Genomic DNA, 24,647 nt, shown 5'->3' on the forward strand with positions numbered 1-24,647 from the left:
ACGGTGCGGTGTTGACGTGGACGAAGGTCGCCGAAACGGTGTCCGCCGGGGTCCGCCGGGATGAGGACGAACACCGGCGAACACATCACCATCCAGGGGCAAGCGCGTGCAGGACGAACCGAACGGCCCCACCTCGCATGCGGCACTCACCGAGTTACGCAGGACTCTCACCGACGGGCTGGCCCGGACCCGGCTGAACCAGACGCAGCTCGCCGCCAGGGCACAGCTGGGGCGCACCACCGTGTCGGAGGCGCTCTCGCCCAGCAAGCCTGTGCCGTCCGCGCAGACGGTGGCGGCGCTGGCCCGCGCGCTGCGACTGCCGGTGCCCCACTTGCTGGAGTTGCAGCGCAAGGCGGCCGCAGTGCTGGCCACGGTCGCACCGCGCGGGCCGGGGCGTCCGATCGGGCAATGGGAGCCGCACGATCTGGAGGTGCATCCCACCGGACCCGGCCGGACCGCTTCCGGCTCCGGCACCGCTGCCGTGCGGGCGCTGCCCGGATATGTGCGGCGCGAGCACGACCGGACGCTGGCCGAGGCGGTGGAGGAGGTGGCGGCAGGCCGCAGCCGGATCGTGGTCCTGGTGGGCAGCTCCTCGACGGGGAAGACCCGGGCCTGCTGGGAAGCAGTACAGCCGCTCGCCGAGCAGGGTTGGCGGCTGTGGCATCCCTTCGATCCGACCCGGGCGCAGGCTGCCCTGGAGGACGTGCAGCACGTGGGGCCGCACACGGTGGTATGGCTGAACGAGGCCCAGCACTACCTCGGCGGCCGAGCCTTCGGCGAGCAGATCGCGGCAGCCGTGCACCGCCTGCTGACCACCCCGCAGCGCGGGCCCGTTCTGGTGCTGGGCACGCTCTGGCCCGAGTACGCCCACCGGTACACGGCCCTGCCCGCCCCGGGCGAGCCAGACTCGCACAGCCGGGTGCGAGAGCTGTTGGCGGGCCGGATGGTGACCGTCCCCGACTCCTTCGACCCCCAGGCTCTGGCGAAGGCCACCGCCCTGGCCGAGGGCGGTGACCGGCTGCTGGCCGACGCCCTCACCCGTGCCCGCGTCGATGGGCGCGTGGCCCAGGACCTGGCTGGCGCCCCTGAACTCCTCAACCGCTACCAGCACGCCGGCCCGGCTGCCAGGGCACTGCTGGAGGCAGCCATGGACGCACGCCGTCTCGGCGTCGGCCCTCACCTCCCCCAGGCCTTCCTCACCGACGCCGCCCCCGGCTACCTCACCGACACCGACTACGACCAGCTCACCGACGACTGGGCCGAAGCCGCCTACACCGAACTCGCCCGGCCGGTACACGGCAAGCAGACCCCTCTGCGCCGCACCACGCCCCGGCCCCCGCAGCGCCCGCCCACCCCGGCCACCGCCCCCGCAGCCCGGGGTTCTCGGGCAGCCGGGCCGGTGTTCCGGATCGCCGACTACCTCGAGCAGTACGGCCGCTCCGCCCGCCGCGGTCTGTGCCCGCCCGCCTCTTTCTGGCACGCCGCCCACAGCCACCTCACCCACCCCGACGACCTGGACTGCCTCACCCAGGCAGCCGAGGACCGCCACCGCCTCCAATGGGCCCACCACCTCCGGCAGCGTGCCGCCGACCGGGGCAGTACCGACGCCCTGTACCGCCTGGCTCTGAGGCGAAGAGACGTCGAGGACCGGGAAGGCGCCGAAGCCGACTTCCGGCAGGCTGCCACCCACGGCCACAATCGCGCCCTGTACCGCCTGATGGACATGCTGCAGGAGGCCGGGGACCACGAAGGCGCCGAGACACTGGCCCGTCAGCAAGCCACCCGCTTCGGCAACACCCGCGCACTGCGGCACCTGGCCATGCGGCGGGAGGAGGCCGGGGACTTCCAGAGGGCCGAATCACTGACCCGCCAGTCCCTCGAGCACGGCGACACCGGCGCCCTGTTGCGCCTGGCCCTGATCCGGGACAAGGCCGGCGACCGGGAAGGCGCCGAAACCCTGGCCCGTCAGCATGCCGCCCGGTACGGCGACACCCGCGCTCTCGTATACCTGGCGACGAGGCGGGAGTTGACCGGGGACTGGGCGGGCGGGAAGGCCCTTCTCCACCTGGCCGCCGACCACGGCAGTACCGACGCCCTGAACGAGCTGATGCTGAGACGGGAAGCGGCAGGTGACCGCGAGGGCGCTGAGACACTGGCGCGCCGAGCCGTTGGCCAGGGGGACACCGGCATCCTCGTCCGCCTGGCGGAGATGCGTGAGGAGGCAGGGGACCGGGTCGGCGCGGAAACCCTGCTGCGGCAAGCCTCCCTTCACGGCAGCCCCCAAGCCCTGTACCTCAGGGCGCTGAGACGCAACGAGGCCGGAGACCGCGAAGGCGCCGAGGTCCTCCTGCGCCGAGCCGCCGCAGAAGGCCACAACCTCGCTGTGCACAGCCTTGTGGCCGTGCTGGAGGAAGCCGGAGACCGGGACGGCGCCGAAGCCCTGGCCCGCCAGGCCGCCGACCACGGCGACACCGGTGCGCTGAACCACCTGGTGAGAATGCGGGAGGAGGCGGGAGACCGGGAGAGTGCCGAAACTCTGGCCCGCGAAGCCGCCGCCCACGGCAGCACCAAGATCCTTCAGGAGCTGGCGGACATGCGGGAGAGAGCCGACGACGGCAACAGCGCCGAGGCCATGCTCCGCCTGGCCGCCGACCACGGCGACGCCGGCGCCCTCGTCCGCCTGGCGAACATGCGGATACAGGCCGGGGACGGAGAAGGCGCCGAAGCCCTGGCCCGCCAGGCCGCCGACCACGGCGACACCAGGATTCTCTACGACCACGCGGCGATGTGGACCCTGCTCAACGACTTGTGGCCGAACGGTTTGGACCCGGACGGTACGCCGACACCCCTCTGGCAGCCGCCGACGCCCGCTCTGCCCGGCCGACGCACACCACTGGACAAATCCTGATGTCCACGCCCTGGGAGCAAGTCAGGCTCCGTCGCTCCCTCGCCAGCGGGCGAGCTCCTGCCGGGTGTTCAGGGTGTGGGGGTGGTCCTCGCCCAGCACCCGCACCCGGTCATCGAGCAGCGCAGCGAGGGCAGCGGCAGCACCGGCCGCGTCCCCCGCCTCCCCCCGCCAGCGGGCGAGATTGTGCCGCGTGATGAGGGTGTGGGGATGGTCCTCACCGAGGACGCGTACCCGATCGTCGAGCAGTTCGGCCAGGGTGGCGGCAGCGCCCTCCGCATGTCCCGCCATTCCCTGCCAGCGGGCGAGCTCGTGCCGGGTGTTCAGGGTGTGGGGATGGTCCTCACCCAGCACCCGCACCCGGTCATCGAGCAGCTCGGCGAGAGCAGCGGCAGCGCCCGCCGCGTCCCCCGCCTCCCCCCGCCAGCGGGCGAGCTCGTGCCGGGTGCTGAGGGTGTGGGGATGGTCCTCGCCCAGCACCCGTACCCGGTCGTCGAGCAGCTCGGCCAGAGCAGCGGCGGCACCCCTACCGTCCTTCGCCTCCCCCCGCCAGCGGGCGAGCTCGTGGCGGGTGGTGAGGGTATGGGGGTGGTCCTTGCCCAGCACTCGCACCGTAAGGTCCAGCAGCTCGGCGAGGGCACGAGCGGCCCCCGCCGCATCCCCCGCCACGCCGCGCCAGAAGGCGGACTCGTGCCGGGTGTGGAGGACGTCGGGGTGGTCTGGGCCGAGTCGGTGGCAGGCTCTGGCGGCGAGGTGGCGGCAGTGGTCGAACGCCGAGGAGGCCTGCCCGCTCTCGCCGAGGCTTTTGCAGGCGCGGTGCAGCACCGCGTGCATGTCCGGCCGGTACAGGGCACCTTCGGCGTGGGCGGTCAGGGCGGCGGTGTTGGCGCGCAGTGCCTGGGCGAGCGAGGTGTCGCGATCGACATCGGGCCAGGCGCTGAGGAGAGCGTCGCCGGCGGTACGCGCGAGACTGTCGAGTTCGGCGGGGCTGAGGGTGTCGCGGGTCGCCCGCTGGATGAGCTGGTGGACGCGGACGGTGTGGTGCGGCGCGTGGGGCGCGTGGTCGACGAGATTGAGCCGGTGCAGGGCCCGCAGGGCCCGGACGGCGTCCCGGGCCGAGAGCGGCGAGCGTTCCTCCCCGACGCCGCGGCCGGTCGGGGTGCGGTGCACGGCGAGGTAGGAGAGGGCGGGCTCGCTCGTCAGGACTCTCTGGGGGATGCCGTTGGCGTCGAGGAGAGCGGCGAGGCGGAGCATCGGGCGGGCCAGGCCGACGGGGGTCAGTCCGTCGGCGCGGTCGAAGGACAGGGCCCAGGCGGCGGACAGGGGGTGTGCCTGATCGTCGGGAAGCCGGTCGGGGGCGGCGTCGGAGAGCGCAAGAGCACGGTCGGCGAGGAGGTCGCGGTAGGAGGCCACGTCCTCGCCCGCGTCATTGAGATAGGCGGCGGCCTGGGCCAGGGCCAGGGGAAGGTGGCCGAGTTCGGCGGCCAGGGCACGCAGCTGCGCTTCGGGCTCGGTGCGGCCGCGGCCCGCCAGCGAGGCGGTGAGGTAGGCGACGGCTTCGTCCGGGCTGAACAGACCGACATCGATACCGCGGCGACGGTCTCCGGTCAGGGCGGCGTCCCGGCGGCGGGTGGTGATCAGGGTGGCGCCGTGGGGGCCGGCGGGCGGCCACAGGCCGCGCAGGTCGTCGGGGTCGCAGACGTCGTCCAGAACGATCAGCCACCGGCACGGTCTCGCCCCCGCTTTGGGGGTCAGCCAGGCCAGGAAGGCCCGTGCGGCCCGTTCGGGATCGTCGGGGTCAGCGCCGCACAGTTCCACACCTGCCTGGCCGTACGTGTCCACGATGGCCGCTCGGGTGCTGGCGGTCACCCAGACCAGGACGTCCAGACGGTCGCCGCAGCCGTCGTTCCAGGCGGTGCGGGCGTACTCCGCGGCGAGCTGCGTCTTGCCCACCCCTCCCATGCCGCTGAGCACCTGCCCCAGCCCCGTGGTGCCGCCGTCGCCAGCCGCCGCGCGCAGCCTCTCCGCCTGCGGACGTTGCTGGAAGGACTGCGCCCGCAGAGGCAGCACGCCGACCTGGTGGGGCCAGACCGCCGGCGCGCGCGAGGCGCGTTGCTGCACCACGGTCAGCGTGTCGACGCTCATCTTGTCGACGTAGCCGGTGTTGGCGAACGCGCCCGAGGACGCGGTCGCGTCCCCGCTTCCCGACACCCGCACGAAGGTTGGAGCGGCAACGCCCGTGGCGGGGGCCGGGCCGCGGTAGCCGGTGACCGCTGTGGCCTCGGACCCGGCGTCGGCGCCGCCGGTGCGGTTCACCGCCACCGGCACTTCGCCGTGGTGCGCGGCAGCGTGCGGGTGCTGCCCTGCTGCGGCCATGCGGCCGTTCCCCCTGTCGTCCGCGAAGTCCTCACGGAGCCGGTCAGCTGTAGTCGATGCCGCTGACGGCCCTGCCCGACCCGTGCGCCGTGCTGGGGCCGGTGTCCTCAGCGCTCGCCGAGGTGCCCGCGCTGCCTGCCGGGCGTTTGATCCCGGAGACGGCGTGGCCGCCGACCCTGGCCTCGGCACTGCCGGTGCGGCGGGCCTCGTCCCGGGCCGGGACCGGAGCAGGCGAACCGCCGAGCACGGCCCACAGCAGAGCGGTGACGCCGGTGGCAGCCTGCACCGACGCGCCGGCCATCTGCCCCGCGTCGGGGGTCCCCAACAGCCAGAGCAACGGCGTGGAGACGATCGCGGCCACGGCCACGGCAATGACGGTGACCTTCCACCCCTGCGACACGCTGCCTCCCCTGGCCCGGAGTCCGCCGACCGAACGGCAACCCAGAGAGGTCTTACCTACCTCCGAGGATGCCGAACCGCAATCCGATGGTTCGGTCGGTACGCGGAAGGACCCGGTGCGGGCAGCGCTCGTGACGTCCCTGCGCCGGCACGCGGGACGCGCCCCACCACCGTGGAGGGATACCTCCCTTCGCCCCCTCTCGCGTGGCTGGTCCCCCCGGCGTCGACCAGACTGCCTGTGAACCTGATGCGCACACCGTCCGAGGCGAGGAGAACGGGTCATGCAATTGAAGCCTGCCTCGCTGCTCACACAAGCCCTCTCCCATGCGGCCCTCGGCGTACGGACGGTCCAGGAGGCGGCGCAGAAGCTGCTCGACGGGCCTGGCCGCGATGTGTCGTGGACGTCGGGGCGGTGCTATATCGCCGTGTCCGGGGTGCACGGTCCTGGGGGCGCGGCCGTCGCCGGCCGGGTGCGCCGGGCCTTGGAAGGGCATCCGGGAGTGTTGTGGGCGCGGGTGAACGCACCCATGGAACGCGTGATCGTCTCTGTGGCGTCGCCTGCTCCGCCGCAGAGCGAACTGGTGGCGCTGGTGAGGGCTGCGGAGGGCGAGCACGCCGCTGACGCGGAGGCGTTCGACGCGTGGCAGCCCGAGCCGCATCACCCCGCGGAAGGTCCGCCGCACCCGGCGGTGCCGGCCCTGGTGGCGGACGCCCTGGGGCTTGCCCTGGTGACGCTTCGGCGACTCGCTCCGTTCGGGCTGCCACCAGAGATCGCCGGCGGCATCGACGCCGTCCGCTACCACCCGCGGCTTCGGCATCTGGTCGAGGGTACGGAAGCCGATGAGCAGGACGACTCGCTGCTGCCCGTGATCGGCGCCCTGGTGCAGGGCCTGGCGACGGGCGGCAGCGGGCTGGCCCTGGACGTGGTGCAGCGTCTGGCGTTGTGGCGGGAGGCCGCTGCGGAGAATGCGGCATGGCGTGCCGGTGAAGCCAGACTGGTCCGCGGCCCGGACGAGGCCGCGGCCGATGCCGAGACGGTCGGCCGCTCGGGGCCCGTTCCGCAGGACGATGCCGACCGCTACGCGGAGCGGTCGATGGCCGCAGGTGTCGCGGCCGGCCTTCTCACGCTGCCTTTCGCCGGTGTGCGCAAGGCGGTCGCCGTCGCCGTGGCGGCCGTCCCCAAGGCCCCCGGGGCGGGGAGGGAGGGCTTCGCTGCGGCTTTCGGCCGGTCCCTGGCGCAGCGCGGGGTGGTGACGATGGACCGGACGGTCCTGCGGCGCCTGGGCCAGGTGGACACCATCGTGCTGGAGGAGGACGCCCTGCGGGGAAGCCTGCTCGAGCCGAGGGACATGGAGCTTGTCGGCGACGCGGATTCCGAGCAGGCGTCGGAGCGGTTCTTCGCGCTCTTCGATGCCGACGCCCCGTTGGACGTGCGTCGGGACGGGGACTGGGTGCTGGGGCCGCTGGACGGCCTGGACCTCGAAGGCCGAACCGGCGGCGAGGGGGCGAACGGGCTGCGGCGACACGGCAGCGAGAAGGTCCTCGGGCTGGCCCGGGGCCGGCGTCTGCGGGCGGTGGTGGGACTGGCGGTCCAGTCGACTCCCGGCGCCGAGGCTGTCGCCGCTGCGGCGCGGCGCTCCGGGGCGCGGGTCGTCATGGCGTCCGACCGGGAAGGCGCCGGTCCCCCGTTCGCCGATGCCGTGGTTCCGGCCGGAGACGGCCTCCTCGCCTCGGTACGGGCTCTGCAGGCCTCCGGCGCCGTCGTACTGCTGATCTCCGGGAACCGTGCGGCCCTGAGCGCGGCCGACTGCGCTGTCGGCGCGCACGACGAGGACGGATTCACACCGTGGGGCGCGCACATCCTGGTCGGGGCGGATCTCGAGGCGGCCGCCTTGATCGTCGACGCTGCGGGGGTCGCCGCCCTGGTGGACCGCGACAGCCACTACCTGGCCGCCGGCGGGAGCGGTATCGGTGCGGTGGCCGCGTTGCAGGGTCCCGTCCGGCGGGCGACCGCGCGTGTACTGGCGGTGGGCAGCACCGCCGGCGCGGTCGCGTTCTGCATGGGAGCCTGGCGGGCCCGGCAGCTGATGAGCCTCCCGCTCACCCCGCCGGTGATCACCACCCCCTGGCACCTCATGCCCGCCGACCGCGTGATGGAGCGGCTGCGCACCCGGGAGGAGGGCCTCACACCGCAGGAGGCGGCCGCCCGCCGCTCCGGGGCGCCCACCGGCGGGCCGGCGAAGCTGACCCTCCCCCACGCCTTCGTGGAGGAGCTGTCGAATCCGCTCACCCCCATCCTCGCGGCCGGTGCGGCGCTGTCCGCGGCCGTGGGATCCCGGACGGACGCCGTGCTCGTCGCGGCCATCACCGCCCTTTCCGCTCTGGTCGGCGGCTTCCAGCGCGTGCGCACCGACCGTGCCCTGGCCGAGCTTTTCGCCCAGTCGGCCATCGGTGCCCGGGTAAGACGCGAGGGACGGGAGCGGCTGGTCACCTCCGCCGACCTGGTTCCCGGCGATGTCATCTCGGTGCGGCCCGCGGACGTGATCCCCGCGGACTGCCGCCTGCTGCAGGCCGAGGGACTCGAAGTCGACGAATCGTCCCTCACCGGCGAGTCCCTCGCCGTCACCAAGGACCCGTCCCCCGTGGTCGCCTCGCACGTCACCGAACGCCGCTCGATGCTCTACGAGGGCACCACCGTCTCCGCCGGGCGGGCCACCGCGGTGGTCGTGGCGACCGGGTCGGCCACGGAAGCCGGACGGAGCCTGGCCACCGCCCGGCAGGGCTCCCCCGAGACCGGCGTGGAGAGCAGGCTCTCGTCGCTGACCCGCGCCAGCATGCCCATCGCCCTGGGTTCCGCCGTCGCGGTGTCTTTGTCCGGACTGCTTCACGGCCGTCCCCTGACCGCCAATCTGTCCTCCGCCGTCAACCTCGCCGTCGCTTCCGTGCCCGAGGGTCTGCCCTTCCTGGTCAGTGCCGCCCAACTGGCCGCCGCGCGCCGCCTGGCCGACGTCGGCGCCCTGGTCCGCAACCCCCGCACGATCGAAGCGCTCGGCCGCGCCGACGTCCTGTGCTTCGACAAGACGGGCACCCTCACCCAGGGCACGTTGGAGTTCACCGGCGTCAGCGACGGCAGCACCAAGACCGCCGTCGAACGGCTCGGCCCGTCCGGGAAGGAGATCCTCGCCGCCGCTCTGCGCGCAAGCCCGCCCGCCCGGGAGGCCGAACCCATGGCGCACCAGACCGACCGGGCGATCCTCGACGGTGCTCGCCGCGCGCGGGTCACCACCCGCACGGGAGTCCCGCGGTGGCGCCGCGCGGACGCTCTGCCCTTCGAGCCGGCCCGGGCCTACCACGCCACCTCCGGCGAGACGGGCGGGGGCGCTCTGCTGAGCGTGAAGGGAGCCCCGGAAAACGTCGTCGACCGGTGCGCACGGCGACGCCACCCGCAGGGAGAGTCGAACCTCGACGACGCCGACCGCAGCGCGCTGGCCACAGCGGCCGAGGAGCTCGCGGCAGCGGGGCGAAGGGTCCTGGCCGTGGCCGAGCGGCGTATGGAAGCCGGTGAGGACCTCACCGACGACGCTGTGCGGGACCTGGTGTTCCTCGGCTTCCTGACACTTGCCGACCCCGTCCGCGACAGCGCCGCGCCCGCGACCGCGCGCCTGCGCGAGGCCGGCGTGCACACCGTCATGCTCACCGGCGACCATCCCGCCACCGCGGATGCCATCGCCTCCACCATCAGCGGCAACTCCGAACCCCGGGTCTGCACGGGACCGGACATCGACGACATGGACGACGACGCTCTGGACGCACTGCTGCCCGATGTCGACGTCATCGCCCGTTGCAGCCCCAGCCACAAGGTGAGAATCGTCCAGGCCTACCAGCGCCTCGGCCGCGTCGTCGCGATGACCGGCGACGGCGCGAACGACGCTCCCGCCATCCGGCTCGCCGACGTGGGAATCGCCCTCGGGCGCCGCGGCACACCGTCCGCGACCGCCGCCGCCGACCTCGTCGTCACCGACGACCGACTCGAAACGATCGTCGCGGCCCTCATGGAAGGCCGGGCCATGTGGACATCCGTCCGCGCGGCCCTCGCCATCCTCATCGGCGGCAACCTCGGCGAGGTCACGTTCGGCGTCGTCACGTCGGCGATCACCGGCGGCACTCCTCTGAACGCACGCCAGATCATGCTGGTCAACCTTCTCACCGACCTCGCGCCCTCCCTGGCCATCGCCGTACGCGAACCCTCGGAACAGACCGGCGCACGCCTCCTCGCCGAGGGTCCCCAGCGTTCACTGGGCGTTTCACTCACACGGGAAATGCTGCTGCGCGGCCTCATCACCGCGGCCGGCGCCGGCCTGGCCTGGACGGCAGCCCGCCTGACCGGGCGCGGCCGCCGCGCTTCCACCGTCTCCCTGGCGGCCGTCGTCGGCACCCAGCTGGCTCAGACCCTGATCGCCGGCGGCACAGGACGGGACGTCCTCGTCGCCGGACTCGGCTCGGCGGCCGTACTCGCCGCCATCATCCAGATCCCGGGCCCCAGCCAGTTCTTCGGCTGCACCCCGCTGGGCCCCGTCGCCTGGGCGATCGTCCTCTCCGCCATCACCACCGCCACCCTCCTCGGCCACTTCCTCGCGCCCCACCTCGTCTCGCGTCTTGCCCCCGACGTCCCCGACCAGGCGCCGACCCCCGCAAGTCGGCCCTCCTCCTCGTCCGTGAAGGCGACCCGCACCAGGCAACCGAACCCATAAACTCCCCCAAAGCGGACACAGGGATAGGAGGAGCTGTCTCTTCGAAGCGAGGCGATTGCCGTGACGACTCCGACCCCCACACACGCCCCGACCGCAGTCGGCACGCCGGACGACCAGTCACCCAAAGACCCGCCCCGGCCCGGCCCGGACCCTTCCACGCCCCAGCAGCGCACGATCACCTTCACCGTCCCTTCCCTCGGGAAGGTGGGCAGCGACGCCCTGAACGCCGCCAAGCTGCCGGCCACCGTCGCCCGGCAGGTCCTCCCGGCGAAGAAGGGCCTACCGCTCTACCTCGGCCTGGGAGTGCTCGCCGCTGCGGACGTACTCGCCTGGCCGGTCGCCGCCGGCATCGGCCTCGGCTACGCCGTCCTGCGTCACGACGGCGGCGTCCTCGCCGAACCCGCCACCTCGACCCCCACCACCGAGGCCACGCCCCCGTCGCCTGAACGGGAGCACCGCCCTGGCGTGATCACCGCACGCATGATCATGACCCCGGACGTCACCTGCATCAGCGCCACCGACTCCGTCCAGACCGCGGCGGAGAAGATGACGGACCTGGGCGTCGGGTCCCTCCCGGTCTGCGGCAGCGACGACAAACTCAAGGGAATGCTCACCGACCGCGACATCGTCGTGGAGGTCCTCGGCGCGCACAAGGACCCCTCGCAGGTCAAAGCCGGCGAACTCGTCGAAGGAGACATAGTGACGATCGCCGCCGACGACGACGCAGAGGAGATCCTGCGCACCATGAGCCGGCACCAGGTGCGCCGGCTTCCGGTCATCGACGGCCACGTGCTGGTGGGCATCGTCTCCCAGGCAGACGTCGCCCGCGCACTGCCGGACCGCAAGGTGGGCGAACTCCTCGAAGACATCTCCACCTGACGGGGTGAACCGCCGCACGCACGGCGCCCGGCCGCTCACGCCGCGGCGGGCGCGGGGCGGGGTGGTAGCGGGGCAGGTGCGGCACAAGGCCCGGTCCAGGCAGGCAGGAGGGCAGAGGTTTTCGCCGGCCCCCGCTGCGGGAGCACGCAACCGGCCCGTTCGACCAGCGCCCCGGTCAGCCGAGCGCTTCGCTGCCGCACAGGCCCCAGCGAGCCCGGACAGCCACCCCGCCCTCGGCCCCTTGGGCGACTCGTCGGCGAAGACCTCCCACGGCCGCCGGAGGGGCAGGCCAGAGCTGCACGCAGGCGCGCAGCGATGATCGCGGCGCCGCGGCCACGCGCCCGTCCGCGCAGCAGCCGGGGCACGGGCGCGGACACCACGCGCCCTTGCCCCAGGCACCCGCCACGCCGTGTTTCGACGCCGCCCGCCCGCACTTCGCAGGGCGAGCGGGTCTTCCGGATCACCGTTCCCACCGCCACGGTGCAGCGCTGGCGGTCCTACGCCCCCAGGCCCCCGCGCTCGGCGGGGGCACCCAAATGAGGCTCCTGCTGCACACCGAGGAAAAGGAACCGGGGGCGCTGAACCTGTACCCCCGCAAGGCGGGTGCGTTCACGGCCGACTGCTCGCCTCCCACGCCACGGTCGCCTTCTCCGGCGCCCGCCCCCAGGCACAGATCGAACACACTGTCGCCACCCGCGCACATCACCGGTGAGACGACGGGCATCCTCATGGGCGCCCGCCGCCTCACCGAGGACCAGGCCCTCGACGTGCTGCGCCGCTACTCCCGGGACCGAATACCAAGCTCCGCGACGTCGCCCGTCAGATCTGTGAACGCGGCGGAATCGACTGACCGGCGGAGATGCGGCCTGCGGCTCCTCTGGCACACGGGCCGAACCAGAGGAACCTGAACCGGCCCGGCTCCATGGGCACCGGTGTCGGCCTGCGCCCCAAGTGCCCAGGATGAAGAACGCAGAACCACAGACCGGGGTACGCGGCGAACGACTCGTGAGAGAAGCAGGGCGAAGCGCCCGTACTCCGGGTGATCGTCTGCCAGGTGGCACATGACAGGTCGCTTTCCACGCGTTCCCGACAGCCGCTTGCGCAGGCGCGGTTGCCCCGAAAGCATGGCAGACCCCAGCCCCGCCGAGCCGCCGACCACAACCCCCTCCCGGGCCCTTCCACCGTCCCCGTGGCCACCCTGCCCGTCAGCTTTCCGACCAGCCGAAAGGGACCTCGACATGTCCGAACAGCAGGTTTTCGTCCTCGATCCGGCCAGCTCCGCCCCGGACGACGAGCACCGGGCCCTGCGCGAGCGCGGCCCCGCGACGCCGGTCGACATCCTCGGCGTGCGCGCCTGGTCCGTCTCCCACCCAGCCCTCCTCAAGCAGCTCCTGACCAGCAAGGACGTCTCCAAGGACGGCCGGGCCCACTGGCCGGCCTTCGCCGAGACCGTCGCCACCTGGCCGCTGGCCCTGTGGATCGCGGTGGAGAACATGTTCACCGCCTACGGCAAGGACCACAGCCGCCTACGGCGCATGGTCGCCCCGGCCCTCTCCGCCCGCCGCACCGAAGCCCTCCAAGCGGACATCGAGACTCTCGTCAGCGCCCTCCTCGACGGACTCGACGCCCGTCCTGCGAGCGAAATAGTCGACCTGCGCGAGCATCTCGCCTACCCGCTACCGATCGCCGTCATCGGCAAACTCATGGGTGTACCCGCCGACCGGCGCACCGAGTTACGCGCTGTGGTGGACAACGTGTTCGCCACCCACCTCACCGCTGACGAACAAGCCGCCAACACCGCCGCCCTCTACGGCCTGCTGGACGCCCTGATCCAGACCAAGCGGGCCGAGCCCGGCGAGGACATGACCTCGGCACTGATCGCCGCCCGCGACGACGAGGGAGACGGCTCCGCCCTCAGCGACGCCGAACTGCGCGACACGCTGCTGCTGATGATCAGCGCCGGTTACGAGACCACCGTCAACGTCATCGACCAGGCCGTCACCACCCTGCTGTCCGACCCGAAGCAGCTCGCACACGTCCGGGACGGCCGATGCACCTGGCAGGACGTGGTCGAGGAGACCCTGCGCCACGAGCCCGCGGTCAAGCACCTTCCCCTGCGCTACGCCCGCGCCGACATCCCGCTCCCCGACGGGCGGACCATCCGGGCCGGAGACGCCATCCTCGCCTCCTACGCCGCCGCCAACCGCCACCCCGACTGGCACGACGACGCCGACCACTTCGACGCCACCCGTCCCAGCAAGGAACACCTCGCCTTCGGCCACGGCGTCCATTACTGCCTCGGCGCCCCGCTCGCCCGACTCGAAGTCGCCACCGCCCTGCGCATGCTCTTCGAACGCTTTCCCGACATCGAACTCGCCACCGCTCAAGACGAGTTGAGAAAGCTGCCGAGCCTGATCAGCAACGGGCACACGACCGTCCCCGTGCGCCTGCACCCGGCTCAGCTCCACTGACCGAACCCTACGAGGGACCCCGCCTTGACGTCCTCCCCCGCCCTCAAGGGCGGGGTCTCCCGCGGAGGAGCAGCGCCAGGTGCTGTCCGCCGGGGCCCGGGCGTTGCCTTCAGCGCGCCGGAGACGTGGTGGTGACCGTCCTGACGTTGGTGCACGCCGTGGTGCCTGCCGCCTTGAAGTGGAGGGTGGCCTTCTCGCCGCCGAAGAGGCCGTAGTGATGGGTGGTGCGGTTGGCGCGCTTCAGGACGCGCCCGACCGTGATCGGCGCGCCCTGGTTGAGCGGCTCCGGACCCTGGCCGGCGCTGTCGATGAGAGTGGCATGCCGGATGCTGGCCCTGTCGGCGAGCAGGCCGCTGTCGTAGCCGTCGCCGGCCTTGACCGCGGTGCCGTAGGTCTTCCGCGTCCCGGCGTCGCTGTTGCCGAGGCGTCCGGGACCGGTGAAGAGCCTGTCGTAGTGCGTGTATCCGCCAGAGCTGGGCTTGGGGCGGTATTGCTGGATGGCGTTGCCCAGGCGGCCTTCGTCCTCGCCCCGGGTACCCCGACAGAGCTCGACCCGTTCAAGGCGGCGTGTGAGGGCGGGCGGGGCGGCGCTTCTCGCTTATCTTCGGCTGGGACACCGACATCCGGAGCACATGATGACAAAGACGGATGAATTGGCTGACGGCGTGGCCGTGTCGGCCGCTCCAGCGTGGCGTCGGCTGCTTCCGCCCGCGTTGGCCGTCGGTTTCGCGGCGTCCGTCGGGCTGGTGGCCGTCGTGCCTTCCCTCACGCAGGGACAGTGGCTGAGCCATCCGGGGTTCGCCGCCTGGCGCACCGTCTGCCTGGCCATCACCGTCCAGGCGCTTCCTTTCCTCGTGCTGGGCACGGTCGTGTCCGGCGCGATCAACGCCTTCGTTCCCGCCGGGCTGTTCACGCGGGTGCTGCCCCGGCGTCCTGCGCTGGCGGTGCCGGTGGCCGGCGCGGCGGGAGCCGTTCTGCCGGGCTGTGAGTGCGCCTCGGTCCCTGTGGCGAACAGCCTGATCAGCCGGGGGGTCACACCGGCCGCCGCCTTCGCGTTCCTGCTGTCCGCACCCGCTGTCAACCCGATCGTGCTGACAGCCACCGCCGTCGCTTTCCCCGGCAATCCCGCCATGGTGGCGGCCCGGCTGGCCGCTTCCCTCGCCACTGCGGCCGTGATGGGCTGGCTCTGGCTCTGGCTGGGCCAGGAGAAGTGGCTGCGGCCGGCTGTACGGCACGGCGGTCATCAGCCGGGGCACAGCCGCTGGCAGGAGTTCCGGATCGGGTTCCAGCACGACTTCCTGCATGCCGGCGGCTTTCTCGTCCTCGGCGCCATGGCCGCGGCCGCGTTCAACGTGATGGTGCCGCCTTCCCTGCTCGACGTCTTCTCCGGCTCGCCCTGGCTGTCGGTGCTCTTCCTCACCGGGCTGGCCATCGTGCTGGCGGTGTGTTCGGAGGCCGACGCCTTCGTCGCCGCCTCGCTCACAGGCTTCTCGCCGACGGCCCGGCTGGCGTTCATGGTGGTCGGCCCCATGGTCGACGTGAAGCTGATCTCCCTTCAGGCCGGGACCTTCGGGCGTTCCTTCGCCTGGCGGTTCTCCGGCGCAACCGTCGTGGTGGCCGTCGCCGCGAGCGTCCTCACCGGAGGCGTACTGCTGTGAGACGTCACGTCCAGGCGCTGCTGCTCGTCCTGACCGGGGCGGGGCTGCTGCACGCCTGTCTGTTCACCGGTCTCTATCTTCGCTACGTCAAGGAAGGGCTGCGCCCGTTCCTGATCATCTCCGGGGTGGTGATCCTGCTGCTCGGCCTGGCCAGTGCCGTTCTGGACAGACGCGTTACCGACGACGCAGGCCACGGCCACGACCACGACCACGCCAGGGCGCCCCGCGTCGCCTGGCTGCTGTGCCTGCCCGCGCTCAGCCTCCTGTTCTACGCTCCGCCCGCGCTGGGCGCGTACACCGCGGCGCGGTCCTCCGCCAAGGCAGTGGAGAGGCCCGAGCGGTTCGGCCCGCTGCCCGCGACCGCGCCACTGCCCATGACTCTGACCGACTTCACCGCCCGCGTGCAGCAGGACCGGACCCTGGCGGTCAGGGACCGCACCGTGGAGCTGACGGGTTTCGTCACCCCGGCCGCAGAAGGCGGCGGCTGGTTCCTGACCCGGATCATCTTCAACTGCTGCGCGGCCGACTCCCAGTCCGTCAAGGTCCGCATGTACGGGGTCAGCGCCCCGCCCGCCGACACCTGGCTTGCGGTGAACGGCACCTGGCACCCCAGCGGCAGACTCGGCACGAGGACCGCGGAAGCGGCCCTCGACGTCCACCGGACCAGGCCTATCGCCCCGCCCGTCAACTCCTTCACCGACGACCTGCCCCTGACGCCTTCCTGACCGTCCGCGGTCCGCCGCCGGGACACCATTCACCCGGTGATCCTTCTTGCCGGCACGATGGGCGATGCGGGGCTCCACGCTCCGCCGCCCGCCGCTCGTCGCCTGCGACTTGTGCACGAAGATGCGCAGGAGGAGGGGGAGGGCCCCGCGACCCCTCCGGCGACGGTTCGCCCTTCGTCGGTCGCCTGGTGCTGCTTCCCGGGGGCGTCGACCCCGCCGCGCTGTTCGCCGATGCGGGACTGCGGCCGCAGATTCACCCGGTCGCCCCCGACGCCGTACCGCTCCTGACGCGCCCACCGGACCAGTCCGTCCCGGCCCGTGACCCGATCCGTATCGACACCGAGCGCCAAGTGGCCGAGCTGGAGGGAGAGGAACTCGACCTCACTTACCTGGAGTTCGCCTTACTCGCCCGGCTCGCGGCTCATCCGCACCGGATCCACACGCGCGAGCAGTTGGTCGAGCACGTGCGGGGCCACACCCACTTGGGGGACGGGCGCACCGCCGACGTGCATGTCGCACGTCGGCGCCGAAAGCTTGGTTCTGCGTACCCTGTCCCGAGAATTGAGATAGTCGCGTCCATCATGTGAACAACCTCTTGGGGCAGGTGCCGCCTTCTGCCACGATCCCTAGCAGCCAGGTAGGAAAACTAGGGTTCAGGGGGGTCCGTGGGAGTGCTCAGCTGCGCGGACCGTGTGCTGCCCGTGCTGACCTCGCGCCGTCACATCGACTTCGGCCGCACCTCCAGCGCCATCTGTCGGCCGGCCTGAGACCTCGGCACGCCGTTCCCGCACCTCCTTGATCACCGCTCCTTCCCTGAGAGGACACCTCCGTGTCTGCCGCAAGACCGCTCACCACCCTGCGCACCCTCGCCGCCCTAGCGGCGCTCCCCCTCCTGCTGACCGCCTGCGCGTACGGATCCGAGTCCACCGATGACGGCAAGCAGGCCGCCCCGGCGGCCGCGGCGGGCGCCGAGAAGCTCTCCGCCGACGAGGTGCGCATCGGCTACTTCCCCAACCTCACGCACGCCACCGCTCTCGTGGGCGTCCAGGAAGGCCTGCTCCAGAAGGAGCTCGGCGGCACCTCGATCAAGGCGTCGACCTTCAACGCGGGCCCCTCCGAGATCGAGGCGCTCAACGCCGGGTCCATCGACATCGGCTGGATCGGCCCCTCCCCCTCCATCAACGGCTACACCAAGTCCAAGGGCAAGAACCTGCGCATCATCGGCGGTTCCGCCTCCGGCGGCGTGAAGCTCGTCGTCAACCCGGACAAGATCAAGTCCCTGAAGGACCTCAAGGGCAAGAAGATCGCCACCCCGCAGCTCGGCAACACCCAGGACGTCGCGTTCCTCAACTGGATCGCGGACCAGGGCTGGAAGGTCGACGCGGAGAGCGGCAGGGGTGACGTCTCCGTCGTCCGCACCGACAACAAGATCACCCCGGACGCCTACAAGTCCGGTTCCATAGACGGCGCCTGGGTACCGGAGCCGACCGCGTCCAAGCTGGTCGCCGAGGGCGCGAAGGTACTGCTCGACGAGTCGACGCTGTGGCCCGACAAGAAGTTCGTGATCACGAACATCATCGTGTCGCAGAAGTTCCTCAAGGAGCACCCGGACGTCGTCGAGGCCGTTCTGCGCGGCTCGGTGAAGACCAATCAGTGGATCAACGCCAACCCGGACCAGGCGAAGGCCTCCGCCAACGAGGCGCTCAAGGAGCTGTCGGGCAAGGCGCTCCCCGCCGAAGTCCTCGACCCGGCCTGGAAGTCCATCACCTTCCTCGACGACCCGCTGGCCTCCACCCTCAGCTCCCAGGCGGAGCACGCGGTCAAGGCGGGCCTGTTGGAGGAGCCCGACCTGAAGGGCATCTACGACCTCACGCACATCAACAAGGTCCTCGAGGCCGAGGGCGGGGACCGGGTCGACGACGCCGGTCTCGGCACGGAGTAGAGCCACCCGCACCCGAAGCGTTTCGTACGCGCGACATCACGCGCGATACTCGCGCCGGCGGCCGTGACCGTCACCGACCAGGAGCTCCCAGGAGGTGACGGCCACGGCCGCCGCGGTCGACCAGGTCACCGAGGACGCGGCGGCGTCGACACCGGCCCCGTGTCGGGCCCGTCTCGACGCCCTGCCCCGCGCCGGGCACATCTACTGTGACCGCGACGTGCCGTGCGGCCAGGAGCCCGCACGGGTCAGACGCGCCGGAGTCAGGGGCGGGGGCCACGCCGACGGCGGCCCCCGCGGCGTCCGGGGGGGGCGACTCGTCCGGGCCGCAGCCGGCAACGGCGAAGGGCTCCGCACCGTGCACGGTACCGGTGCCGGGTCGGTCAGGACGGTGCCGGTGAGTCCGAGTTCGCGAAGCCGGCCCTGCATACGGGCCTGTGCGTCCCGGAGGTCTGCTTGCCGACCGGACCTCGGTCAGGGATTCGTCCAGGCGTCGGGGTCCTCCGCGAGGCTCACGACCTCGTCGGGCAACGTGGCCGCGGCCACGTGGGCCAGGGTGACCTCGCCGAGAATCTTGCGGACGTTGGCGCGTACGGCGATCCACAGCGGCAGCAGCGACTCCGCGGGACCGCGGTAGGCGAGCTCGGGTGGGCGCACTCCCCGCACCGACACCAGTGGGCCGTCCGCCACGCGGATGACGTCCGCGATGGCGATCGAGTCCGCCGGACGGGCGAGCCGGTAGCCGCCCTTGCCGCCCCGCTGGCTGACCACGAGACCGCCCCGGCGCAGATCGCCGAGGATGCCCTCCAGGAACTTGTGCGGGATGCCCTGCGCCGCGGCGATCGCCTCGGCCTTGAGCGGGACTTCGTCCCCCGCCGCGGCCAGTTCCAGTGCCGCCCGCACCGCATAGTCCGCCCGCGCCGAGATCCGCATGCAAGGATTATCCATCACTGCGGTGCCTGCCCGTCACCGACCGCGCCCGTCAGGCAGGAGGGGCTGCCGACTGTTGCGCGTTCCATCAGTGAATCTCAGCTTTTCTCTGCTGCTATTGTGATCGTGTGAAGCTTTCCGAGTGGGCGGCGCGTAACGGCGTGCACTACCAGACCGCGTGGACGTGGGCGAAAGAGGGCCGTATGCCGGTCCCGGTCCGCCAGACGCCGTCCGGTACGTGGCTGGTCGACGAGCCCGCCGTCCAGCCGTCCGGGCGGGTGGTGGCGTACTGCCGGGTCTCCTCGGCAGACCAGAAAGCGGACCTTGACCGGCAGGTCGCCCGCGTGGTCCAGGCGGCCACCGGGCTCGGCCTACCGGTCGCCGAAGTGGTGACCGAGGTCGGGTCGGGGATGAACGGGCGGCGGTGCAGGCTGCACCGGGTGCTGGCCGACCCGCAGGCGGCGGTGATCGTGGTCGAGCACCGTGACCGGCTGGCCCGGTTCGGTGTCGAGCACCTCGAAGCGGTCCTCTCGGCCTCCGGACGGCGCCTGGTCGTCCTCGACCCCGCCGAGACCACCGACGACCTCGTCCGGGACATCACCGACGTCCTCACCTCGATGTGCGCCCGCCTGTACGGGCGCCGTGGTGCGAAGAGCCGGGCCGCCCGTGCGGTGGCTGCGGCGATGGCCGAGGACGAGGCCGCCGGGTGAAGAGGTTCCGGCCGCGGCCGGGGTGCGTGGTGCAGGCGTACCGGGGTTCGCGCTGGACCCGAACGCCGCCCAGGAGCGCGCGCTGCGTTCGCACTGCGGCGCCGCCAGGGCCGCGTACAACTGGGCCATCGCCTGGGTCACCGCGTCGTGGTGGCAGCGCAAGGCGGAGGAGTCGTACGGCATCCCCGCGGCGCATCTGACCGAGTGGCGGCCGTGGTCGCTGCCCGCCCTGCGGAAGGCGTTCAACGCCGCCAAGCACACCGACCCGAGGTTCGCCGCCTGGTGGCAGGACAACTCCAAGGAGGCGTACTGCACCGGCCTGGCGAACGCGTCGGCCGCGTTCGACAACTACGCCAAGTCCAAGAACGGCAGGCGGCGCGGCAAGCGGATGGGCGCACCGCGGTTCAAGTCGAAGCGGAAGGCGCGTCCGGCCTGCCGGTTCACCACCGGCACGATCCGTGTCGACCTCGACGGCCGGCACGTCGCCCTGCCCCGGCTCGGCACGCTCCGCACGCATGAGCCCACCGGGAAGCTCCTCGCCCGTGTCCAGGCCGGGACGGCCCGCATCCTGTCCGCGACCGTGCGGCAGATACGCGGGCGCTGGTTCGTCTCCTTGCAGGCCGAGGTGAAGCGCGACCTCGAACGCGTGGCCCGCCCGAACGTGGCGGTCGGCATCGACCTCGGCGTGAAGAGCCTCGCGGTGATGGCCGACAGCACGGGAGAGATCCGGGAAGTGGCCAATCCGAGGCATCTGGACGGTGCGCTGAAGCGCCTGCGCCGCGCCTCCCGCACTGTCTCCCGCCGCCAGGGCCCCGACCGCAGGACCGGCCGCAAGCCGTCCCGCAGGTGGGAGAAGGCCAACGCCACCCGCAACAAGGTGCATCACCGGGTGGCGAACCTGCGCGCCGACGCCTTGCGCAAGCTCACCACCGCCGTGGCCGGCGAGTACGGCACGGTCGTGGTCGAGGACCTCAACGTCGCGGGCATGCTCCGCAGCCGGCGCCTGGCCCGCCGGATCGCCGACGCCGGGTTCGGGGAGATCCGCCGCCGGCTCGCCTACAAGACTCAGCGCAACGGCTGCCGCCTCGTCGCGGCCGACCGCTGGTATCCCTCTTCCAAGACCTGTTCCGGGTGCGGCGCGGTGAAAGCCAAGCTGCCGCTGCACGTGCGGACCTACCAGTGCGACGACTGCCACCTGGTCATCGACCGGGACGACAACGCCGCACGCAACCTCGCCGCCCTCGCGGCGGCCGCAGTAACTGGTACCGGAGTGGCCGGAGACCAGGACACCCCCAAGAGGGTGTCGAAGCCTCGTGGAGCCGACCGGAAGACCCGCACCACCCGCCGTAGCCGCACGGCGCAGGCGGGGCGGGCAGGTGGTGCAACCCTGCCGCACCGGCGGCAGACGGAAACGAGAGACCGTCCTCAAACCGAGCCCCTCACGGGCTGGTGATGTGACGGACCTTCCGGGCCGAAATGCCCGGAAGGCTGAGAGCCACTGAGGCTCTCAGCAACGGTGAAGGGCGGGTGCGCACCGTTGAGGAAGTAGTCCCCGATCTCGCGCAGCCTGTGGGCGACCGGCTCGCGCAAGGTGTGGGTCCGGGCGTTGCGCCAGAAGCGGTCGAAGCCGTGCCGTGTGGACGCGGCGTCGACGCCGATGACGTCCAGGGCGCGGCTGGTGATCCTCTGCGCGGCCAGGGAGGCCGCGGCTTCGGCCGCGCTCGCGAGCACGGCGATCTCCGCGCACTCGTCGTCGTCGAGGTCCTCGCCCCGCGCGAGGCCGCGCGACAGGGCGTCCACCGCCTGGTCGGCGAGGGCGGACGCGGCACGTGCGACGACGGCGAGTTCGCCGTACACGGTCAGGGTGTACGGATCCTGCAGGGGGCGGCCCGGCCAGGGCTGGGGCGAAAAGGGCTGCCGCAGCGACCGCACGGCCCTTTTGTGCTCGTGGACCTCGGACAGCAGTTCCTCGGCGATGCCGAGACAGACCTGGGCGGAGACCAGGCGCGCGGTCGGCACGGCGAGAGAGGCGAAGGGTGACAGGACGCTCTCGTCCGGCGAGAGCGTGCCGAGCACGTCGTCCGCCGCGACCGGCACGGAGTCGAACTCCACGGTGCCGCCGGCTGCCAGCCGCTGGCCGAAGGCGTCCTCGCCGCCGGCGCTCACGACACCCGGGTGGGTGGGGTCGACGAGGACGGCCAGTGGCTCACCCGTGCCGTACCCGGTGGCTCGGACAACCAGCCGGTCGGCGATCCCGACACCGGTGGCGTGCATCTGGTGGCCGTTCAGCAGGTAGCCGTTCGCCGTAGGGGTGAGGACGAGCGGAGATTCGTGTGAGGCGATGCCGCCTCCCCAGCACCACTGCCCCTGCGTCGACTCCTCCTCGACACGGGATGCCCGTGCGGGGTCGGCGAGGAAGCGTGGGCCGAAGGACAGGAAGTAGTGGTGGCCCAGCAGGTGGCCGATGGCCCCGTCGGCCCTGGCGACGGTCCGGACGACCGCGTAGGCCGTGTGCCAGTCCGCGCCTCCTCCGCCGTGCCCGGGCGGTGCCAACAAGGTCAGCAGCCCCGACTCACGCAGCCGTGCGATCTCGTCGAACGGTGCCTTGCCGGCCTGTTCGCGTTCGACCGCGTCCGTCGACAGGTCGTCCGCCAGCTCACGGGCGATGTGCAGCCAGTCGACCCGCCCGGCTCCCGCGTAGGTGGCCTCGTCGGCCGTCACCGTCATCTGCGGACCCCCTTCGTACCACTGCGGCTGTCGCTGCACCTCGGTGCTGTCGTCATGGCGTCTTCCTTCAGGGGACCGAAGACGACGCGATGTCCGGCGCGGCGGCGTCGGAGTACGCGGTGGGCGGTGACGCGTCGGCTTCATCATCCTCACTCCCCTCTCCGAGCGTCGTCAACATTTCCCTAGTAAATCGATAGGAAAACTAGGGATACAGGTCGCACATCGGCCGGTTCACGCTCACGGATGGCGAGTTCGCGACGGCGGGCAGCCCATCGCCCGCCCCTGCCCCGAGGGCTGCCGACGCGGCCGTGCAGGCACTCGCGGAGCGTGGCGCCGCCGGACGGGGCCGGGGATCCGCCGCAGCTGCGCCGTTCCGAGACGGCGGAGTCGGCGAAGTCGGCGAAGTCGGCGACGATACCTGGGCGATGGCGAGGCCGAGGCCGTCGGTGTCGGCTTCCCCTCCCCCAGCTCAGCCTTTCGGCGACGGCGACCGCCACGGCGTCGTCAGCGATCACACGGGCGCTTCCCCACCGCGTCGCGGCGACGTGGTCATCGCGGGTCCCCGGCACCGGCGAAGGGCACCTGGGCCGAGGGGGCGGCCCGCTGTCCGGCCGGGTGCCGCCACAGGCCCTGCGCCTGAAGTCTCGGCAGGACGCCCTCGCCGAACCAGTACGCCTCCTCCAGGTGCGGATAGCCGGAGAGCACGAACTCGTCGATGCCGAGAGCGTGGTACTCCTTGATCCGCTCGGCGACCTCATCGTGACTGCCGACCAGCGCGGTGCCCGCGCCACCGCGCACCAGGCCGATGCCCGCCCACAGGTTGGGGTGGATCTCCAGGCGGTCACGGCTGCCGCCGCCGTGCAGGGCAAGCATGCGCTGCTGGCCCTCGGACTCGCTGCGGGCCAGGCCCGCCTGGATGGCCTTCACCGCCTCCGGGTCGAAGCCGTCCAGGAGCCGGTTCGCCTCGGCCCAGGCCTGCTCGGAGGTGTCGCGGGTGATGACATGCAGGCGGATGCCGAAGCGGATGCCACGGCCCTCCTCGGCGGCCGACGCCCGGATCCAGGCGATCTTCTCCGCGACGGCGGCGGGCGGCTCGCCCCAGGTGAGGTAGACGGTGGAAGGTGAGGGGCACGTGGGGTCTCCGATCTCGCATGCGATCAGGGTTGTTCCGTCAGACGAGGCCGTGCCGGGGCGGCCTGGTGCCGTTGAGCACGTAGCGGCCGATGTGCTGGACCTCCCAGCGGGCCGGGTCGTGCAGGGGGTGCGTACGCGCGTCGCGCCAGCGGCGGTAAAGACCCAGAGAGCCGAGCGCGGAGCGGGTGCCGGAGACTTCGAAGAGGGCGCTGCCGACCTCGACTGCGGCCTCCCCCGCCATCACCTTGGCCGCGGCCACCGCGATCGAGGCGTCGGCGGCCGAGTCGTCGGTCAGGTCGCCGCGGGCGGCGTCCAAGGACCGAACCGCGGCGGCGAACAGCCCGGAGGCGGACAGCCGCTCCAGTTCCGCGCGCGGGAGCCGGCGCTGCGCGTCCCGTCCGGTGGCGCCCTGACGGAAGTCCGCGGCCGGCTCCGCAGCCACCGCAAGGGCCTCGGCGTCGTCCGCGATGATGTGCGCGGCACTCATCCGGTGGTCGCCAGCAGCGTCGTACGGCCGCCGAGCGCTGCTGAGAACTGGTCCGTGACCTGCGCCAGTGCCTCGGCCGACCCGGGCGCGACGGTCAGCGTGCCGTCCTCGCCCACCGTGATGTCCTTGTCGAGCGTGAACCATCCCGGCGTGATGTGCGCGGGCCCCATGGAGGCGAGCACCGGGCGCAGGGCGTAGTCGATGGCCAGGACGTGGGCAGTGGTGCCGCCGGTGGCCAGCGGGAGGACGGTCTTGCCCGCCAGCGCGTACTGCGGCAGGAGGTCGAGCAGTGCCTTCAACAGTCCGGAGTAGGCGGCCTTGTAGACGGGGGTGCCGATCACCACCGCGTCCGCCTGCTCGAACAGGGCGGTGGCCCGCACGATCTCCGGGTGGGCGAAGTCGGCCCCGAGCAGCGCGTCGGCGGGGAGGTCGCGAACGTCCAGCGGGATCACCTCGTGCCCCTGCGCGATGAGTCGCTTGTCCAGGAGGCGCAGCAGCCCGGCGGTGCGGGAGGTGACGGAGGGACTTCCCGAGACGGACAGGATCGTGGCCATGC

The 24,647-nt window shown here is 72.2% G+C and carries 16 protein-coding genes and 1 pseudogene; 10 read left to right on the forward strand and 7 right to left on the reverse strand.

Features of this window, described 5'->3' with window-relative positions:
- The first annotated feature begins 106 nt into the window (after window positions 1–106).
- Complete coding sequence (locus ACFYR0_RS11115; RefSeq protein WP_389324739.1) at window positions 107–2,908, forward strand: AAA family ATPase; 2,802 nt, start codon at window positions 107–109, stop codon at window positions 2,906–2,908.
- 21 nt (window positions 2,909–2,929) lie between these two features.
- Here ACFYR0_RS11115 and ACFYR0_RS11120 read toward each other — a convergent pair whose 3' ends face one another.
- Entirely contained in the window at window positions 2,930–5,281 is a 2,352-nt protein-coding gene (locus ACFYR0_RS11120; RefSeq protein WP_389324742.1) for a tetratricopeptide repeat protein, read from the reverse strand.
- A gap of 43 nt (window positions 5,282–5,324) precedes the next feature.
- Entirely contained in the window at window positions 5,325–5,681 is a 357-nt protein-coding gene (locus ACFYR0_RS11125; RefSeq protein WP_389324745.1) for a hypothetical protein, read from the reverse strand.
- A gap of 280 nt (window positions 5,682–5,961) precedes the next feature.
- Here ACFYR0_RS11125 and ACFYR0_RS11130 point away from each other — a divergent pair, with 280 nt between their 5' ends.
- The 7 genes from ACFYR0_RS11130 (at window position 5,962) to ACFYR0_RS11160 (ending at window position 18,106) form a co-directional block, all read left to right on the forward strand.
- Complete coding sequence (locus ACFYR0_RS11130; RefSeq protein WP_389324748.1) at window positions 5,962–10,431, forward strand: HAD-IC family P-type ATPase; 4,470 nt, start codon at window positions 5,962–5,964, stop codon at window positions 10,429–10,431.
- Between the two features lie 486 nt (window positions 10,432–10,917).
- Complete coding sequence (locus ACFYR0_RS11135) at window positions 10,918–11,310, forward strand: CBS domain-containing protein (protein WP_389325445.1); 393 nt, start codon at window positions 10,918–10,920, stop codon at window positions 11,308–11,310.
- A gap of 1,238 nt (window positions 11,311–12,548) precedes the next feature.
- Entirely contained in the window at window positions 12,549–13,781 is a 1,233-nt protein-coding gene (locus tag ACFYR0_RS11140; RefSeq protein ID WP_389324751.1) for a cytochrome P450, read from the forward strand.
- A gap of 632 nt (window positions 13,782–14,413) precedes the next feature.
- Complete coding sequence (locus ACFYR0_RS11145) at window positions 14,414–15,439, forward strand: permease (RefSeq protein WP_389324754.1); 1,026 nt, start codon at window positions 14,414–14,416, stop codon at window positions 15,437–15,439.
- Complete coding sequence (locus ACFYR0_RS11150; protein WP_389324757.1) at window positions 15,436–16,164, forward strand: TIGR03943 family putative permease subunit; 729 nt, start codon at window positions 15,436–15,438, stop codon at window positions 16,162–16,164. Before ACFYR0_RS11145 ends, ACFYR0_RS11150 begins: the two co-directional genes overlap by 4 nt.
- Window positions 16,165–16,352: 188 nt before the next feature.
- Complete coding sequence (locus ACFYR0_RS11155) at window positions 16,353–16,751, forward strand: winged helix-turn-helix domain-containing protein (RefSeq protein ID WP_389324760.1); 399 nt, start codon at window positions 16,353–16,355, stop codon at window positions 16,749–16,751.
- Between the two features lie 242 nt (window positions 16,752–16,993).
- Window positions 16,994–18,106, forward strand: coding sequence for an aliphatic sulfonate ABC transporter substrate-binding protein (locus tag ACFYR0_RS11160; RefSeq protein WP_389324763.1), 1,113 nt, complete (start codon window positions 16,994–16,996; stop codon window positions 18,104–18,106).
- Between the two features lie 471 nt (window positions 18,107–18,577).
- On the opposite strand, the gene ACFYR0_RS11165 is transcribed toward ACFYR0_RS11160, so the two are convergent.
- Window positions 18,578–19,036, reverse strand: coding sequence for an RrF2 family transcriptional regulator (locus ACFYR0_RS11165; protein ID WP_389324766.1), 459 nt, complete (start codon window positions 19,034–19,036; stop codon window positions 18,578–18,580).
- Window positions 19,037–19,161: 125 nt separating this feature from the next.
- Between ACFYR0_RS11165 and ACFYR0_RS11170 the strand changes: the two genes are divergently transcribed.
- Together ACFYR0_RS11170 and tnpB are read left to right on the forward strand one after the other, a co-directional pair.
- Window positions 19,162–19,743, forward strand: coding sequence for an IS607 family transposase (locus tag ACFYR0_RS11170; RefSeq protein WP_389324769.1), 582 nt, complete (start codon window positions 19,162–19,164; stop codon window positions 19,741–19,743).
- 22 nt (window positions 19,744–19,765) lie between these two features.
- Entirely contained in the window at window positions 19,766–21,196 is a 1,431-nt protein-coding gene (tnpB, locus tag ACFYR0_RS11175) for an IS607 family element RNA-guided endonuclease TnpB (protein ID WP_389324772.1), read from the forward strand.
- On the opposite strand, the gene ACFYR0_RS11180 is transcribed toward tnpB, so the two are convergent.
- From ACFYR0_RS11180 to ssuE, 4 genes and pseudogenes are all read right to left on the reverse strand, one after another.
- A complete protein-coding gene (locus ACFYR0_RS11180) occupies window positions 21,169–22,470 on the reverse strand; it encodes an acyl-CoA dehydrogenase family protein (protein WP_389324775.1) in 1,302 nt (433 codons plus the stop codon). The two genes, tnpB and ACFYR0_RS11180, sit on opposite strands and share 28 nt — an antisense overlap.
- Before the next feature lie 549 nt (window positions 22,471–23,019).
- A pseudogene (locus tag ACFYR0_RS11185) lies at window positions 23,020–23,583 on the reverse strand (LLM class flavin-dependent oxidoreductase); the annotation flags it as partial.
- 58 nt (window positions 23,584–23,641) lie between these two features.
- Window positions 23,642–24,091, reverse strand: coding sequence for an acyl-CoA dehydrogenase family protein (locus tag ACFYR0_RS11190; protein WP_389324778.1), 450 nt, complete (start codon window positions 24,089–24,091; stop codon window positions 23,642–23,644).
- Window positions 24,088–24,645 carry an NADPH-dependent FMN reductase gene (ssuE, locus tag ACFYR0_RS11195; RefSeq protein WP_389324781.1) on the reverse strand — a complete coding sequence of 186 codons (558 nt, stop codon included), beginning with the start codon at window positions 24,643–24,645 and terminating at the stop codon, window positions 24,088–24,090. The genes ACFYR0_RS11190 and ssuE overlap by 4 nt, the downstream gene beginning before the upstream one ends.
- Between the last annotated feature and the right edge of the window lie 2 nt (window positions 24,646–24,647).

The organism is Streptomyces sp. NPDC005017 (genome assembly GCF_042873115.1).
Lineage (GTDB): Bacteria > Actinomycetota > Actinomycetes > Streptomycetales > Streptomycetaceae > Streptomyces.

Excerpts from the sequence above, each read along its gene's own strand:
- ACFYR0_RS11145 (WP_389324754.1), top strand. The coding sequence starts at position 14,414 with ATGATGACAAAGACGGATGAATTGGCTGACGGCGTGGCCGTGTCGGCC.
- ACFYR0_RS11190 (WP_389324778.1), bottom strand. The coding sequence starts at position 24,091 with ATGAGTGCCGCGCACATCATCGCGGACGACGCCGAGGCCCTTGCGGTG.
- ACFYR0_RS11140 (WP_389324751.1), top strand. The coding sequence starts at position 12,549 with ATGTCCGAACAGCAGGTTTTCGTCCTCGATCCGGCCAGCTCCGCCCCG.
- ACFYR0_RS11180 (WP_389324775.1), bottom strand. The coding sequence starts at position 22,470 with ATGACGGTGACGGCCGACGAGGCCACCTACGCGGGAGCCGGGCGGGTC.
- ACFYR0_RS11130 (WP_389324748.1), top strand. The coding sequence starts at position 5,962 with ATGCAATTGAAGCCTGCCTCGCTGCTCACACAAGCCCTCTCCCATGCG.
- ACFYR0_RS11135 (WP_389325445.1), top strand. The coding sequence starts at position 10,918 with ATGACCCCGGACGTCACCTGCATCAGCGCCACCGACTCCGTCCAGACC.
- ACFYR0_RS11165 (WP_389324766.1), bottom strand. The coding sequence starts at position 19,036 with ATGCGGATCTCGGCGCGGGCGGACTATGCGGTGCGGGCGGCACTGGAA.
- ACFYR0_RS11120 (WP_389324742.1), bottom strand. The coding sequence starts at position 5,281 with ATGGCCGCAGCAGGGCAGCACCCGCACGCTGCCGCGCACCACGGCGAA.
- ssuE (WP_389324781.1), bottom strand. The coding sequence starts at position 24,645 with ATGGCCACGATCCTGTCCGTCTCGGGAAGTCCCTCCGTCACCTCCCGC.